A 15,256-nucleotide genomic window follows, 5' to 3' on the forward strand; every position below is an offset into this window, starting at 1 on the left:
CATGACCGTCAGCAAACCGGAAATCATCATCACCTATTGCACGCAATGCCAATGGCTGTTGCGTGCGGCCTGGCTGGCCCAGGAACTGCTCAGCACCTTTGGTGATGATTTGGGCAAAGTCTCTCTGGTGCCGGGCACCGGCGGGGTCTTTCATATCTACTGTGACGCCGTACAGATCTGGGAGCGCAAGGCGGACGGAGGCTTCCCCGAAGCCAAGGTACTCAAGCAGCGGGTCCGTGACCAGATCGACCCGGACCGCGACCTGGGGCACAACGACCGCACTCAGTGAGACGCGGCCTCGGCTGCAACGGCCTTCTTGCTTGTGCCACTTGAGAACCGGCTGGACACCACAATCGCCACAATGATCAGCGCGCCCCCCAGCAACATGCGCAGGGTCGGGTTTTCGTTGAACAGCAACCAGGCGACGGTGATGCCGTAGACCGGCTCCAGGGCGAACACTACGGCGGCAGTGCGAGCCTTGATCACCGCGAGGCTGGCGACGAACAGGCTGTGGGCTACACCGGTACAGAACACACCTAGCAGGCCGATCCACAGCCAGTCGATGGCGCGCACTTCGCTCAATTGAGGCGCCGCCACCGGCAGCAGGCACAGGGCAACCACCACGTTCTGGCACAGCGCCGCCTGGACCGGCGGGACTCGACCGGAACTGGCACGGTTGGTCAGTGACAGCAGGGCGAACAACAAACCGGAACCCACGGCCCACAGCAGGCCGGTGGTGGCGCCGCTGGCCAGGTCAAAGTCGGGCGTGACCAACACCAGGCCGACACTCACCAGCAGCACCAGCACAATCTCATTGGCGCGAATGCGCTCGCGGAAGATCAGCCCTTCGAGGATCACGGTAAAGGCCGGGAAGCTGGCGAAACCGAGCGTCGCAATCGCCACGCCTGCGACTTTCACGGCAATGAAGAAGCTCACCCAGTGTCCGGCCAGCAACAAGCCGCTGAGCAGCAGTCGACGCCAGTCCACGGCCTCGAGTTTCTGCCAGCGCGTCTGGCTGGCGAACCGTGCAAAAAACGCCAGCGCGAGCACCGCAAAGGCGGCACGGCCGAACACGATGATCGCCGGGGACGCGGCGGCCAGTTTGCCGAACACGCCAGTCAGGCCGAACATCAATGCGCCGATATGCAAGGCGCCAAGGGCGGTACGGGGAGTCATTGCAATCCTTAACGACAAACGAACAGAGGCCTCATTGAAGCGCGTAATGGCCCATCAAGTCTGTCGGCAAACTCGCGTTATTTGTCGCCAGTCTCGCGCCGCAGTTTTCCGGGCGATGCCCCGAACTCGCGCAGTACCGCCGCCGCGAAGGCACTCTGGGAGCTGTAGCCGACACGGCTGGCAATTTCGCCGATGGGCAGTGCCGAGTTGCGCAGCAAGCCCACCGCTATGTGCAGGCGTCGGCTGCGGATGTAGTCCATTGGCGTCTGCCCGCATTCGGCCACGAACCGTGCATGCAGACGGGCACTGGAAAGACCGGCCACCCGGGCCAGGTCGGCCACTTGCAGCGGGTATGCCGCGTACTGATCGATGTGCGCGTCCAGCGCCGCATAGGGCAGACGCCGACCGCCGACGGCTTCGGGCCTGACGTTGTTGAGACTGGCCAGCAACAGCACCGCGCCTTGTTGAGCGATCAGCGGATCATCCACCGGACTGTTCGCCAGCCAACTGACCAATTGGCTTTGCCCGGCATTCAGGGGCAGGCGCCCGGCGTTGTCGAGCAGGCGTCGGCTGGGCTCGGCGTGATCGCCCAACGACTGGGCAACCCATTGTTCGCTTGGCACATCCAGCACCAGGCAGCGGCTGCCATTGGCGCTGCCACAGGCGTGATGCGCTCCGGAGGGCACCACCACGAAACTCTGCCGGACCACCTGGCTGCCCCGCCCGTCGACCTCGAAATCCAGGGCGCCAGAAAGCCCGAACACCAGTTGCGCGTGTTCGTGGCTATGGACGATCAGGTCGTGGCTGTATTGGCGAAGCGTGAGGATCGGTCTCATCGCGGGTCTCCCGGCTCAGGGCGTCAGTCTACACCGAGCGGGCCTGTAAGCGCTGTCACAGGACTGACTTGACGCTGTCATGGACCATTAACCGGCTCGGGGCAGACTTGGCAAAACTTGCCAGAGGGTTGCCCATGACCAGCGCCGAGCTCGCCAAACCCACCCGTAAGCAACGCGTACGGACTTTATGGATTTCCGACGTGCATTTGGGCACCCGGGATTGCCAGGCTGAACACCTGTCGCGGTTTCTCAAGGGCTACCACGCAGACAAGATCTATCTGGTCGGCGACATCATCGACGGCTGGAAACTGCGCGGCGGCATGTACTGGCCGCAAGCGCACACTAACGTCATCCGTCGCCTGCTGACCATGAGCAAGCGCGGCACGGAGGTGATCTACGTCACCGGCAACCACGACGAATTCCTGCGCCGCTATTCGAAGCTGATCCTGGGCAATATCCAGTTGGTCGACGAAGCCGTGCACGTCACCGCCGACGGCCGGCACCTGCTGGTGATCCATGGCGACCAGTTCGATGTGATCACCCGTTATCATCGCTGGCTGGCGTTTCTCGGTGACTCGGCCTACGAATTCACCCTGACCCTCAACCGCTGGCTCAATCATTGGCGCGCGCGATATGGCTACGGCTACTGGTCGCTGTCGGCCTACCTCAAGCACAAGGTGAAAACCGCGGTCAGCTTTATCAGCGACTTCGAAGAAGCCATCGCCCATGAATGCGTCAAGCGCGAGCTGCACGGTGTGGTGTGCGGGCACATTCACCATGCCGAGATTCGCAAGGTCGGCGAGGTGGACTACCTCAATTGCGGCGACTGGGTGGAATCGTGCACCGCCCTGATCGAGCACTGGGATGGTTCAATCGAGTTGTATCGCCTGGCGGATGCCCAGGCGCGCGAGGCGCAGTTGAAGGCGGCCAGGGTGGCAGAGTTGGCTTGATCATTCAGTGCCTGTGCTGGCCTCTTCGCGGGCAAGTCGGATCGCCGCACCGCCGCTCCCACAGTGGGCGAAGGTGAGCACAAGATTTGTGACCGCCTGATAACCTGTGGGAGCGGGCTTGCTCGCGAATGGACCGCGAAGCGGTCCCGCTGGATCTGTCAGGTTGGCGAATGTTCTTCCATCGCCGCCTTGTAGATCGAATTCCTGGGGTGCGCAAACAAGCGCTCCATCATCGGCTCGAAAAAGCTCAACGGCAGCGTGTCGTACACCGGATCAAACGCCGCTGCATCGTATCTGGCGCAGAATTCAACGGTCGCCTGGTACTGCGGATGCTCCTGGAATTGCTCGCGCAGATGCCGGTCCATGCCCAGGTGATGGAAGAAGTAGTAGCCCTGGAAAATCCCGTGCTTTTCCACCATCCACAAGTTCTCGGCGCTGACGAACGGCTTGAGGATCGCCGCCGCGATGTCCGGGTGATTGTAGGAGCCCAGGGTGTCGCCGATATCGTGGAGCAGGGCGCAGACCACGTACTCTTCGTCGCGACCATCGCGCCAGGCGCGGGTGGCGGTTTGCAGGGAGTGGGTCAGGCGATCCACCGGGAAGCCGCCAAAATCACCCTCCAGCAACTTCAGGTGCGCCACGATCCGTGCAGGCAATTGTCTTGCGTAGGCACTGAAGTCCGCGGCGATGATCGCCCAGTCCTCCTGAGTGCCGTCCTTCATGTGGGTGAAGCGGGCATTGGCATTCATCGGCAACTCTCTTGTGACGGATGTCAGCTAGAACGGAACGCGCCCCAGGACCATGTCCCGGTACATGACAAAATCGCCGAGCAGGCTATAGAAGGGGTGTTGAAACGTGGCCGGGCGGTTCTTCTCGAAGAAGAAATGCCCGACCCAGGCAAAGCTGTAGCCTGCCAGTGGCAGGGCCCACAACAGCATCCAGGCTCCGCGACCAATGGTCAGCGTCAGAATCAAGATAACCAGGGTCGTGCCGATAAAATGTAAACGGCGACAGGTGCTGTTGCTGTGCTCACTGAGGTAGTAAGGATAGAACTCAGCGAAGCTGTTGAATCGTTTGACGTTTTCCACGACAGCGATCTCTGTGGTTATTGTTCTTGCTGCAAGTTGTTCTGCGGGTAGTTTATTTGAGTCTAGAGTGATCAATGGCATCAGCCACTGACAATAGGCGCCACTTTAGTATCCTTCGGTCAATAGCCGTAGCATGCGGCCACCATGTAAGAAAACGCCATGAGCGAACGAACGACTTCTGCAAGCTGGGCGATGGGGATTGTCAAAGCGCTGGAGATGGACGGCCTGGATTGCCGGGCCCTGTTCAAGCAGCTGGGGCTCGACTACGTGGCACTGGACGATCCGGACGCACGCTTCCCGCAAGACTCCATGACACGGCTGTGGCAGCGCGCGGTCGAGCTGTCCGGCAATCCGGCCATCGGCCTGAACATGGGCAAGGTGGTGCGACCGGCGCAGTTTCATGTGGCCGGTTACGCTTTGATGTCCAGCCAGACTCTCGCCGAAGGCTTTCAGCGTCTGGTGCGCTATCAGCGGATCATTGCCGAAAGTGCCGACCTGAGTTTCAAGCTGCTGGAAGAAGGCTACGCGCTGATTCTGACGGTCCATGGCGATCATCTGCCGCCGACCCGGCAAAGCGCCGAAGCTTCGCTGGCCTGTGCCTTGGCGCTGTGCAGCTGGTTGACCGGGCGTACGTTGCAACCACGCAAAGTGTTGCTGCAGGGTGCCGAGCCGGCCAACCTGGAGCCCTATAAGCAAGCCTTCCATGCACCGCTGGTGTTCAACGCGCCCTACGATGCGCTGATTTTCGAGCGCGCCGATATGGAAGCGCCGCTGCCAACGGCCAACGAGGCCATGGCGCTGCTGCATGACCGCTTTGCCGGTGAGTACCTGGCGCGATTTTCCGAAAGTCGCGTAACCCACAAGGCGCGGCAGGTGTTGTGCCGCCTGTTGCCCCAAGGCGAGCCCAAACGCGACACCGTGGCGCAGACGCTGCATCTGTCCCAGCGCACCTTGCAACGGCGCTTGCAGGAAGAGGGCACGAGTTTTCAGGCGCTGCTGGACGATACCCGGCGTGAACTGGCCGAGCAGTACCTGGCGCAACCGAACATGACCTTGCTGGAAATTGCCTACTTGCTGGGGTTTGCCGATCCGAGCAACTTCTTCCGTGCATTTCGGCGCTGGTTCGATGCCACACCCGGTGAGTACCGGATGCGGCTGATGCAATCGGCTGACGCGATCAATGACGCCAAAATGCCGGAATACAAAGCACAAACACCGTAATGATCTCCAACCGGCCCAGTAGCATGCCGAACGAGAGAATCCACTTGGCGGCATCCGGCAGGGTGGCGAAGTTGCCCGCCGGGCCGATGGTTTCGCCGAGCCCCGGGCCGACACCGGACACCGTACTGGCTGCGCCAGTGAGGGCGGTCATCCAGTCCACGCCGAGCAGCGACAGCAGCAGCGCAATCACGCAGATGGTGATCGCAAAGAAGAACGAAAAGGTCAGGATCGACCGCACGATTTCTTCGTCGAGGCGGTGACCGTTGTACTTCTGCTTGATCACCGCCCGCGGGTGAATCAGCTGGTTAAGGTTGGCCTTGAGCAGGATATAGGCCACCTGGAAGCGGAAAATCTTGATCCCGCCCGCGGTCGATCCGGAGCAACCGCCGACAAACCCCAGGTAGAAGAACAGCATCAACGAGAAATTGCCCCACAGGCTGTAGTCCCCCAGTGCAAAACCGGTGGTGGTCACTACCGACGTCACGTTCAGCGCCACATGCCGCAATGCCTCCAGCCAATGCAGCTGGGTAGTCCACCAATACCAGGTGCCGAGCACCAGCCAGGTCACCAGCAGCATGCCGAGCAGGCCTTGAACCTGTTCATCCTTGATCAGCGCACGACGGTTACCACGCAACGTGGAGACATACAGGGTGAACGGCAGGGCACCGAGAATCATGATGACGATCGCGACCCAATGCACCGCAGGCTCCGGCCACTTGGCCAAGGACTGGTCTGAGGTGGAGAAACCGCCGGTGGAGATCGCCGACATCGCATGGTTGATGGCGTCGAACAGGCTCATCCCGGCCCACCAGAACGCCAGGCTGCCGACAATAGTGATGCCGACGTAAGTCGCAACAATCAGGCGCGCCACCATGTGCGAACGGGGCATGACCTTTTCGGAACGGTCCGAAGATTCGGTCTGGAACAGTCGCATGCCACCGATGCGCAACAGCGGCAGGATCGCCACCGCCATGCCGATGAAGCCGATGCCGCCGAGCCAGTGCAGCAACGAGCGCCACATCAGGATGCCCGGGGACATAGTGTCCAGGCCGCTGAGTACGGTTGCACCAGTGGCGGTGATGCCGGACATGCTTTCGAAGAATGAATCGGTGTAGCTGATGTGCTGGGTCAGCAGGAACGGCAGCGCGGCGAAGATGCACACCACCAGCCAACTGCTGACGGTGAGCAGGTACATGTCCCGGGGGCGCAGGTGAATGTGTTCCGGGCGCCCCGGAATCACCAGCGCCAAACCAGCGACAAAGGTAATCATGCTGGCCCAGAGGAACGACGGCAGATCGCTGGTGCGGTCGAAAACGACCAGCGTGGCCATGGGCACGACCATGGAGATCGCCAGCGTGATCAGGAAGATGCCGATGATGAAACCAATGATCCGTAAGGTCGGCAACGCCATGAGGTCCGCTCGGCTGATAGTGGAAGGGCGCCATTCTACCTGCGGGGCAGGGCATGTAAACCGGCACTGCTGCAGCAGTTACCGCTAGAATAGCCGCACATATTTTTCAGGAGGTGGCCGATGCAGGCTCTCGACGCTTTGCTCAACCGTGTTTCCGTTCCGCGACTGATTGACCCTGCACCCACCGCCGAGCAGCGCGAGGTGCTGTTTGGCGCCGCCATGCGCGCTCCGGATCACGGTCACTTGCAGCCTTGGCGTTTCCTGACGGTGGAAGGCGCGGCGCGTGAGCAGATGGGCGAGCTGCTGGCTGAAGCTGCGAAACTTTCAGACAGCGAAGTCGGCGAAGCTGCCATCGACAAGGCGCGCAGTGGTCCGTTGCGGGCACCGTTGGTGGTGGTTGTGATTGCTCGCGTGCAGGATCACGTCAAATATCCGAAGTCCGAGCAATTGCTGGCGGCGGGCTGCGCGGCCCACGGGATTTTGCTCGCGGCCTATGCGCAGGGCATTGGCGCGGTGTGGCGTACCGGTGACCTGGCTTACTCGGCCCATGTGGCCAAGGGCTTGGGCCTGGCAGAAGGGGAAGAGGTGATTGCCTTCCTGTATCTGGGCACGCCGCAGAAAGAACCGCGAGTGGCGGAGAAAGTCGATCTCGCCGAATTCGTCAGCGCCTGGCCCGGCAAGGCCTGACACCACACATCAGTGTGGGAGCGGGCTTGCTCGCGAAAGCAGTCTGTCATCCAACATAGATGTTGAATAGTTAGCCGCTTTCGCGAGCAAGCCCGCTCCCACATTGGTTTTGTGTCGTTTGATCCTGTCGTGTCGGTCCAGGCTCAGGGCTGCACGACAGCCCCCGGCACCAACGGCAATTCCAGGCTGGCAATGAACCCGCCCTCAGGGTGATTGGCCAGCACCAGGCTGCCGCCATGTCGCTCCGCCGCGCGGCGGGCGATGGCCAGGCCCAGGCCGTGTCCGGCCGCTGTTTGCCCTGGCGCCCGATAGAACGGCTCACCGAGCTGGCTCAAATACTCGGCACTGACCCCCGGTCCGTGATCGCGTACGGTCACGACGATCCGTTCACCCTGACGCAGGGCCTGCATTTCGATCGGCAGGCCATCCACCGGATTGAAACGCTGGGCGTTGCGCAGCAGATTGTCCACGGCCCGTTCGATCATGGTCGGCCAGCCCTTCAGATTCAGTTGCGACTCGGCTTCGAGGTGGACGAGTTGCTCGGGTGAACCGAGTTGCGCATCCTTTTGCAGGCTATTGAGCAAGGCGTTCAGGTCCACCTCTTCGGCACTGGCGTTATCGGAGTCGACCCTCGCCAGTACCAGGATTTCGCTGATCAGCGCTTCCAGCCGGTCGCACTCGCGGATCAGGCGCGGCCACAGCTGTTCCCGTTCCTGCGGGGTGGCCCGTTCGGCCAGTGCCAGCGCGATACGCAGACGGGCGAGGGGTGAACGCAGTTCGTGGGACACATCCCGCAGCAGTTGCCGCTGACTGCCAATCAGGCTTTGCAGGCGCGCGCCCATGCGATTGAAGTCGTTGGCCAGGACGCCGAACTCATCGCGGCGGTTGGCCAGCTTGACCAGGCTGTTTTGTTGATAGGTGGTTTGTCCCAGGTCATGCACCGCTCCGCGTAGACGGCTGAGCGGGCGAGTGATGGAAAAGGTCACCAGCAGGCTGAACAGGGTCAGCACCACCAGGGCGATTCCCAGGGCACTGAGCGGCCAGAGCAGGCTCTCTCGGTGCCAGGCATCCAGTTCCGGGTGCGGGATGCGGTAGATGAACAGGAAGGTGTCACCGGTTTTTTCGCTGGTGAATTCATCGGTCAGGCGCCGCCACGGCAGGCGTCGGTCCTCGTTGTTCTGGCGCGCCTCAAAGGCCGCCGCGCGTTTCGGGAAGGTACCGCGCACCACCGGATCGCCGCTTTCGTTAAGCACCTGAACGTCGATGTGATACTGGCGTTTGCGTTGCTGGAGAATGTCCTGGGCGGCGTCTTCGCCCTGGCTTTCATAGGTTTGCGTCCACTCTTCGGCCAGCGTGTTGAGACCCGGGTGGCGGCTGAGAATCCAGGCGTCCTGGTTGAGCATGTGTCCGAGCAGGATGGAAAGCCCTGCAACCAGAGCGATGGCCAGCCAGAAGCTGGCCAGGATACGCCAGAACAATGAACGCACAGGAAATCCTCGAACAAACGTCAAGCCATGTGGGAGCAAGCCCGCTCCCACATTTAAATTGCGTGGTGTCAGGCCCAACGGGGTTGAGCCGTTGGGTCCGGGGTTAGCGCATTATTGCGCTTTTTGCGGTTGTTGCGCTTTCCAGGCCTTGAACTCGGCCCACTCGGCGCGACGTTCAGCCTGTTTTTTCTGGATCTCGTCGAATTTCTTCTGTTGATCCGGTTTCAGCAAGGCGCGCACGTCCGCTTCAGCCTTCTTGTGGTTGGCGGCCATCTCGTCCTTCATGGCTTTCTGGTCGGCTGGCGAGAGCTTCTCCAGGTACTTGTCGACCAGTTGCTTACGCTCGTGCATCTGCTCGCCCATGATCTTGCGGATCTGCTCGCGCTGTTCGCGGCTCAGGTCCAGTTCACTGTACGGGCCTTTGCCGTGCATGCCGTGCATCTGGCCGCCGTGGCGCGAACCGTCCATCGACCCATCCATGGGGCCCGCGCCTTCCGGCATGGCCATGGCAACGGTCGGCAGGGCAGCAGCGAACATCAGGGCGATAAGAGTCTTGCGCATGGTGTATCTCCTTGTCTCGTTCCCGGTACGTTCCGGATGAGTGCAGATTACGCAGATCAAGGTCAGCGGCGGTCAGCGGAGGGTAAAGCTTGGGTAAAGATGGTTTTGCGCCGCCCTGACAAACCCGTAGGAGCTGCCGAAGGCTGCGATCTTTTGATCTTCAAAGCCAAGGTCAAACGATCGCAGCCTGCGGCAGCTCCTACGGGGTCAGAGGCTGTAGTAGTAGCCGCGGCTGCGCAGGGCGACGATGCGCGGTCGGCCATCGGGGTGTGGACCGATCTTCTTGCGCAGGTTGCTGACGTGCATGTCCAGGCTGCGGTCGTACAGGGTCAGCTTGCGGCCGAGGGCGATCTGCGCCAGTTCCTGCTTGTCCAGGGGCTCGCCGGGTTGCTTGAGCAAGGCTTCCAGCAGGCGGCTTTCGGAGACGGTGAGGGTAAATTCCTGTTCGTCGATGCTGACCACGCCGCGGACCGGGCTGAAACACAGGTCGCCCAGTTCGATCTGGCTGGACACCGCCGCCGGGTGGCTACGACGCAGGACTGCGCGCAGGCGGGCGGTCAGTTCCCGTGGGTCGCAGGGCTTGGCCAGGTAGTCGTCGGCGCCGAGCTCCAGGCCGAGGATACGGTCCAGGGGCTCGCCCCGGGCCGAGAGCATCAGCACCGGCAAATCCGGGTGATCGCTGCGCAACTGCTTGAGCAGTTCCAGGCCGCTGCCATCGGGCAGCATCACATCCAGCACCACGGCCGCCGGAGCGGTTTCGGCCAGCGCACGACGTGCGCTCTGGCCGTCGTGACAGGCACGTACCTGAAACCCTTCCTGGCTCAGCCAACTGCTCAGGAGCTCACACAGCTCCTGGTCATCATCAATAAGTAACAGCTCGCTCATGACTCACTCAATTTAGCCATTGTCGACGTTTTCGACTTGCTCCACTGGCGAAGATACCGCAGAGCAGAGCCAATAGCGCTACCCCGGCGCCAATGACGAACCATTGTTGCTGGTCGGTCAGCAGGCGCGGCAGGGGACTGCTGGCCTGGGCTTCCTTGAGTTGCAGCTTCAATCGCTGGTTCTCCTGGCGCAACCGGGCCAGCAGCGGGCTTTCGCGTTCGCTATCGGCAGTTTGCAATTGCTTGTTCAGTTCTTCCCGTTGCCGTTCGCTTTCTTTCAAGCGTTGCTGTAACTCGGTGATCTGGCTGCCGGCGCTCAAGGAAAACGGCGTCGAATTACCGCCCTCGACACTTTCCTCACCGTGGGCAGGCGCCCCGATCGACAACGTGACCAACATCAGGCACAACGGACCCTTGCGCATGGCGACTCCTGGTTCCAATACGAGTATTGGGGAAGTTGTCGGCCGGCAAACGAGAATAATGAGCGATTGAGAACGCGATGAACCGATATGGTTCACCGCGTGGGGCAGTTGAAAGAAGAAAGTTACGGAAGGACTTGCTTGAACGGTTTGACCAGAACGTTGGCGTAGACGCCCGCGGCGATGTACGGATCGGCGTCGGCCCAGGCCTGGGCGGCGCTCAGGGAGTCGAATTCGGCAACGATCAGGCTGCCGCTGAAACCCGCCGCGCCCGGATCATTGCTGTCGATCGCCGGGTGTGGGCCGGCCAATACGATGCGACCTTCGCCTTTGAGCACTTGCAGGCGCTCCAGGTGTGCGGGCCGTGCGGCCAGGCGGGCTTCCAGGGAGTTGGCGACGTCTGTGGCAATGATTGCGTAAAGCATGTCAGTCCTCGGTTTTTGGCGTTGTGGTGTCGGCATCGTGCAGATGGCGGGACAGGTAAATGCCCTGGCCGACCAGGAACAGCAGAGTCATGCCCAGGCTGCCGAAGACCTTGAAGTCGACCCAGTAGCTCTGGAAGGTGAACGCGACAAACAGGTTGGCGGCACCGCAAAACAGGAAGAAGGCGATCCAGGCGATGTTCAGGCGCGTCCAGACCGGCTCCGGCAGGGTCAGCGCGTGGCCCATGATGCGCTTGATCAGCAGGCTGTCACCGACGAAGTGGCTGCCGATGAACGCCAGGGCGAACAGCCAGTTGACCACCGGGGCCTTCCATTTCAGGAACGTCTCGCTGTGGAACGCGAGCGTCAGGCTGCCGAAGACCAGGCAGGCGATCAGGGTCAGCCACTGGCTCTTCTCCAGCTTGCGCTGCTTGATGAACAGTGTGCCGTAGACCACCAGGGAACTGACGATCAGCATTGCGGTGGCGCTGTAAATACCGCCTACAGTGAACTCATGACCGGCGATGTCGACGACCCGTGGGTCGATTTTGAAGACGATGAAAAACAGCAGGAGCGGGATGAAATCGATGAATTGTTTCACAGTGGCAGCCAGAAGCAGGATGTGGCGGCATAATAACAAACATATGGGCGCGCGATAGCGCCAGCTGATTTGAGGTTACAAAGCCCTGTGAATGTTGATTTGCACTGCCATAGCACGGCCTCCGATGGCGCCCTGGCGCCTGCGGTTCTGGTGGCGCGGGCGTTCGAGAAAGGCGTGCGAGTCCTGGCCTTGACCGATCACGACACCCTCGAGGGCCTCGACGAGGCCCGGCACGCGGCTACCGCGCTGGGGATGCAACTGGTCAACGGCGTCGAATTGTCCTGCACCTGGGGCGGCGCGACCATTCATGTCCTGGGCTACGGTTTTGACGTGAATGCCGCGCCGTTGGTCGAGGCCATCGCCAGATTGCATGATGGCCGCTGGCTACGCTCCGAGGAAATCAGCCGCAAACTGGCGCTCAAAGGCATGCCAGGGGCGCTGGATGGAGCTCGGGAGATCCAGCAGGAGCTGGGCGACAGCGGTAACGCGCCGGCCCGCCCGCATTTCGCCGACTGGATGGTGCGTGAAGGTTTCGTCAAGGACCGCGCCGAGGCGTTTCGCAAATGGCTGGGTGCCGGCAAGCTGGGCGACGTCAAGCAACACTGGCCGACTCTGGAGGACACCGTCGAAACCCTGCGCGCGGCCAAGGCCTGGGTCAGTCTGGCACACCCATGGCACTATGAATTCACACGCAGCAAGCGCCGTCGTCTGATTGCCGACTATATTCAAGCGGGGGGCCACGCCATCGAAGTGGTCAATGGTTACCAGCCTGCCGAGCAAGTGGGCAGCCTGGCCATCCTGGCCCGCGAGTTCGGTCTGCTGGTCAGCGCCGGCAGTGATTTTCATGGCCCTGGAGGCTGGTCGGAGATCGGTGAATACCGGCCGCTCCCGGAGGATCTGCCGCCGCTATGGTGTCGATTCAAACATGACCCAGTTATTGCCGCCGTCTGAACAGGTAGAGAATGTGAGTCAATTTTTCCAGATTCATCCGGAAAACCCGCAGGCGCGCCTGATCAAACAGGCTGTCGAAATCATCCGCAAGGGCGGGGTGGTGATTTATCCCACGGACTCCTCCTACGCCATAGGTTGCCAGATCGGCGACAAGGTGGCCGTGGAGCGCGTTCGACGCCTGCGACAGCTGGATGAGAAGCACAACTTCGCACTGATCTGCAGCGACCTGTCGCAACTAGGCCTGTTCGCCAAGATCGACACCGGCACGTTCCGCATTCTCAAAGCCCATCTGCCGGGGCCCTATACCTTCATTCTCAACGCCACCCGCGAAGTGCCGCGGCTGTTGTTGCACCCGAAGAAACGTACCATCGGCCTGCGCGTGCCGAGCCACCCGATTGCCCTGGCGCTGCTGGCTGAACTGGGTGAACCGTTGATGAGCGTGACCCTGATCATGCCCGGCGATGAAGACCCGTTGACCGATCCGCACGAAATGCGCCAGTTGCTTGAACACCAGGTCGATCTGATCATCGATGGCGGCTTCGGCGGGATCAAGGCGTCCACGGTGATCAGCCTTGCCGACGGCGAGCCGGAAGTCATTCGCGTTGGTTGCGGCGACCCTGCGCCGTTCATGGTCGAGGCCTAGATGTCTGCAGTAGAACCCGTCGACAGTCAGGCCGGGGCCCAGCAAGAGCTGCCTTTCGCCATGGTCTATGGCCAGGCGGTCATGGAAATGCCGCTGGACCTGTACATCCCGCCGGATGCCCTCGAGGTCTTTCTAGAGGCGTTCGAAGGCCCGCTCGACCTGCTGCTGTACCTGATCCGCAAACAGAACATCAACATTCTCGACATCCCTGTGGCGGAGATCACTCGCCAGTACATGGGCTACGTCGAGTTGATGCAGTCGGTGCGCCTGGAACTGGCCGCCGAGTATTTGGTGATGGCCGCGATGCTGGCCGAGATCAAGTCGCGGATGCTGCTGCCACGGGCCGAAACCGTCGAAGACGAAGAGGACGACCCCCGCGCCGAACTGATCCGCCGCTTGCAGGAGTATGAACGCTTCAAGGCTGCGGCCGAAGGCATCGATGGCCTGAGCCGCGTCGGTCGTGATGTGGTGGTGCCCAAGCTGGACGCCCCTGAAGCCCGGGCACGCAAGCTGTTGCCGGACGTGCGCTTGTCAGAGCTGCTGTTGTCCATGGCCGAAGTCTTGCGCCGTGGCGACATGTTTGAAAGCCACCAGGTCAGCCGCGAGGCGTTGTCGACCCGCGAACGCATGAGTGATGTGCTGGAACGCCTCAAGGGCGGCGGGTTCGTGCCGTTTGTCGAGCTGTTCACCGCTGAAGAAGGGCGCCTGGGGGTGGTGGTGACCTTTATGGCGATCCTTGAATTGGTCAAGGAATCCCTGGTCGAGCTGGTGCAGAATGAGCCATTTGCCGCGATCCACGTGCGAGCCCGAGCCGAATAACGAGTCGAAACATGAACCTGACTGAACCCCGTGATCTGGCACCCTTGCTTGAAGCCTTTCTGTTGGCCTCGGGAAAGCCGCAATCTTTGGAAAGCCTGTTCGAACTCTTCGAGGAGGGTGAGCGCCCGGAACCACCGGTCTTCAAGAAGGCCCTGACGATTCTCGCCAAGTCCTGCGATGGCCGCGCCTTTGAATTGAAGGAAGTGGCCTCGGGGTATCGCCTGCAGATTCGCGAGAAATTTGCGCCGTGGGTCGGGCGCCTGTGGGAAGAGCGCCCGCAGCGTTACTCTCGGGCGATGCTGGAAACCATGGCGCTGATTGCCTATCGCCAGCCGATCACCCGTGGCGAAATCGAAGACGTGCGGGGCGTGGCGGTCAACAGCAACATCGTCAAGACCTTGATGGAGCGCGAGTGGATCCGCATCGTCGGCTACCGCGACGTGCCCGGTAAACCGGCGATGTTCGCCACCACCAAGGCGTTCCTCGACCACTTCAACCTGAAGAACCTCGACGACCTGCCGCCGCTGGCGGAACTGCGCGAGCTGGAACCGGACCCGGTGCTCGACTTCGACGACGCCCCCGTACCCGCCGGGTTGCAAGAGTTGGCCGATGCCAGCGCCGAGCCGGAAGAACCCAAGGAAGAAACCAGTTTCCACACGCTGTTGCTGGAACTGGACAGCATGGAGGAGGGGATCAAGACCGACTTCGACGACTTGCTGCGTGATGGTGCGCCGCCTGAGTTCGATCCGGAACAGTCGGTCATCGAGCCAGAAGTCGAAGCGGCACAACCCGAGCCTGGGCCGGAAGGCGAGCCTGAGCCGGAGACTGAGCCGGAGCAGGACGACGATATCCTCGGCGTTGCCGAAGCCCGGGAAAAACTCCTGGCCGCCGTTGCCGCCCTTGAACAGCCGAAACCCGAGCCGGAGCTGTCGGACGAAGAGGCCGAAGCCCAGGCTTTGGCCGAAGCCATCGAAGCAGAGCGTCGCCAGTTCGAAGATTGATACGATTCTCATGAACAATGGAGATTCACTGTGGGAGCGAGCTTGCTCGCGATGGCGACAGGTCAGTCGCTTCGATGTCGGATGTGCCACCGTCATCGC

The 15,256-nt window shown here is 61.4% G+C and carries 19 protein-coding genes; 8 read left to right on the top strand and 11 right to left on the bottom strand.

Annotation, left to right across the window (positions count from 1 at the left end; all coding sequences use genetic code 11):
- The first annotated feature begins 1 nt into the window (after position 1).
- The gene (locus ACMDB8_RS06760; protein WP_056721456.1) at positions 2–289 is read left to right on the top strand and encodes a SelT/SelW/SelH family protein; all 288 of its coding nucleotides are present in this window, start codon (positions 2–4) and stop codon (positions 287–289) included.
- On the opposite strand, the gene ACMDB8_RS06765 is transcribed toward ACMDB8_RS06760, so the two are convergent.
- Together ACMDB8_RS06765 and ACMDB8_RS06770 are read right to left on the bottom strand one after the other, a co-directional pair.
- Entirely contained in the window at positions 283–1,176 is an 894-nt protein-coding gene (locus tag ACMDB8_RS06765; RefSeq protein ID WP_056721458.1) for a DMT family transporter, read from the bottom strand. The two genes, ACMDB8_RS06760 and ACMDB8_RS06765, sit on opposite strands and share 7 nt — an antisense overlap.
- A 77-nt stretch (positions 1,177–1,253) precedes the next feature.
- Complete coding sequence (locus tag ACMDB8_RS06770) at positions 1,254–2,012, bottom strand: AraC family transcriptional regulator (RefSeq protein ID WP_056721460.1); 759 nt, start codon at positions 2,010–2,012, stop codon at positions 1,254–1,256.
- A gap of 134 nt (positions 2,013–2,146) precedes the next feature.
- On the opposite strand from ACMDB8_RS06770, the gene ACMDB8_RS06775 reads away from it, so the two are divergent.
- A complete protein-coding gene (locus ACMDB8_RS06775) occupies positions 2,147–2,962 on the top strand; it encodes a UDP-2,3-diacylglucosamine diphosphatase (protein ID WP_056721462.1) in 816 nt (271 codons plus the stop codon).
- A 158-nt stretch (positions 2,963–3,120) separates the two neighbouring features.
- Here the strand turns inward: ACMDB8_RS06775 and ACMDB8_RS06780 are convergent, their stop codons facing one another.
- Both ACMDB8_RS06780 and ACMDB8_RS06785 read right to left on the bottom strand, forming a co-directional pair.
- Entirely contained in the window at positions 3,121–3,711 is a 591-nt protein-coding gene (locus ACMDB8_RS06780; protein ID WP_056721464.1) for an HD domain-containing protein, read from the bottom strand.
- Between the two features lie 27 nt (positions 3,712–3,738).
- Complete coding sequence (locus ACMDB8_RS06785; protein WP_008051185.1) at positions 3,739–4,050, bottom strand: DUF962 domain-containing protein; 312 nt, start codon at positions 4,048–4,050, stop codon at positions 3,739–3,741.
- A gap of 159 nt (positions 4,051–4,209) precedes the next feature.
- Here ACMDB8_RS06785 and ACMDB8_RS06790 point away from each other — a divergent pair, with 159 nt between their 5' ends.
- Entirely contained in the window at positions 4,210–5,271 is a 1,062-nt protein-coding gene (locus ACMDB8_RS06790) for an AraC family transcriptional regulator (protein WP_409078509.1), read from the top strand.
- Here ACMDB8_RS06790 and ACMDB8_RS06795 read toward each other — a convergent pair.
- Positions 5,228–6,682: a TrkH family potassium uptake protein gene (locus ACMDB8_RS06795; RefSeq protein WP_056721468.1), complete on the bottom strand. Its 1,455-nt coding sequence runs from the start codon at positions 6,680–6,682 to the stop codon at positions 5,228–5,230. The two genes, ACMDB8_RS06790 and ACMDB8_RS06795, sit on opposite strands and share 44 nt — an antisense overlap.
- A 120-nt stretch (positions 6,683–6,802) precedes the next feature.
- On the opposite strand from ACMDB8_RS06795, the gene ACMDB8_RS06800 reads away from it, so the two are divergent.
- Positions 6,803–7,369, top strand: coding sequence for an NAD(P)H nitroreductase (locus ACMDB8_RS06800; RefSeq protein WP_056721470.1), 567 nt, complete (start codon positions 6,803–6,805; stop codon positions 7,367–7,369).
- Positions 7,370–7,512: 143 nt separating this feature from the next.
- Here the strand turns inward: ACMDB8_RS06800 and ACMDB8_RS06805 are convergent, their stop codons facing one another.
- The 6 genes from ACMDB8_RS06805 to ACMDB8_RS06830 form a co-directional block, all read right to left on the bottom strand.
- Complete coding sequence (locus tag ACMDB8_RS06805) at positions 7,513–8,856, bottom strand: sensor histidine kinase (protein ID WP_409078508.1); 1,344 nt, start codon at positions 8,854–8,856, stop codon at positions 7,513–7,515.
- 111 nt (positions 8,857–8,967) lie between these two features.
- Positions 8,968–9,417 carry a Spy/CpxP family protein refolding chaperone gene (locus tag ACMDB8_RS06810; RefSeq protein WP_056721474.1) on the bottom strand — a complete coding sequence of 150 codons (450 nt, stop codon included), beginning with the start codon at positions 9,415–9,417 and terminating at the stop codon, positions 8,968–8,970.
- Between the two features lie 207 nt (positions 9,418–9,624).
- Positions 9,625–10,302 carry a response regulator transcription factor gene (locus ACMDB8_RS06815; protein WP_056721476.1) on the bottom strand — a complete coding sequence of 226 codons (678 nt, stop codon included), beginning with the start codon at positions 10,300–10,302 and terminating at the stop codon, positions 9,625–9,627.
- 7 nt (positions 10,303–10,309) lie between these two features.
- A complete protein-coding gene (locus ACMDB8_RS06820) occupies positions 10,310–10,723 on the bottom strand; it encodes a hypothetical protein (RefSeq protein ID WP_056721478.1) in 414 nt (137 codons plus the stop codon).
- 122 nt (positions 10,724–10,845) lie between these two features.
- Positions 10,846–11,145, bottom strand: a complete 300-nt coding sequence (locus ACMDB8_RS06825; protein ID WP_056721480.1) for a YciI family protein — start codon at positions 11,143–11,145, stop codon at positions 10,846–10,848.
- Position 11,146: 1 nt separating this feature from the next.
- On the bottom strand, positions 11,147–11,743 hold the full coding sequence (locus ACMDB8_RS06830) for a septation protein A (protein WP_056721482.1): 597 nt from the start codon (positions 11,741–11,743) through the stop codon (positions 11,147–11,149).
- Positions 11,744–11,830: 87 nt separating this feature from the next.
- Here ACMDB8_RS06830 and ACMDB8_RS06835 point away from each other — a divergent pair, with 87 nt between their 5' ends.
- Genes ACMDB8_RS06835 through scpB form a run of 4 tightly spaced genes read left to right on the top strand, consistent with a single transcriptional unit; the run spans position 11,831 to position 15,157 of the window.
- Entirely contained in the window at positions 11,831–12,694 is an 864-nt protein-coding gene (locus tag ACMDB8_RS06835; protein ID WP_056721484.1) for a PHP domain-containing protein, read from the top strand.
- Positions 12,695–12,707: 13 nt separating this feature from the next.
- On the top strand, positions 12,708–13,337 hold the full coding sequence (locus ACMDB8_RS06840; RefSeq protein WP_156385711.1) for an L-threonylcarbamoyladenylate synthase: 630 nt from the start codon (positions 12,708–12,710) through the stop codon (positions 13,335–13,337).
- A gap of 60 nt (positions 13,338–13,397) precedes the next feature.
- Positions 13,398–14,156, top strand: a complete 759-nt coding sequence (locus ACMDB8_RS06845) for a segregation and condensation protein A (protein WP_173862173.1) — start codon at positions 13,398–13,400, stop codon at positions 14,154–14,156.
- Between the two features lie 11 nt (positions 14,157–14,167).
- Positions 14,168–15,157, top strand: coding sequence for an SMC-Scp complex subunit ScpB (scpB, locus tag ACMDB8_RS06850; RefSeq protein WP_056721491.1), 990 nt, complete (start codon positions 14,168–14,170; stop codon positions 15,155–15,157).
- Positions 15,158–15,256 lie beyond the last annotated feature (99 nt).

The sequence above is a fragment of the Pseudomonas monachiensis genome (genome assembly GCF_047345015.1).
Taxonomy (GTDB): Bacteria; Pseudomonadota; Gammaproteobacteria; order Pseudomonadales; family Pseudomonadaceae; genus Aquipseudomonas; species Aquipseudomonas monachiensis.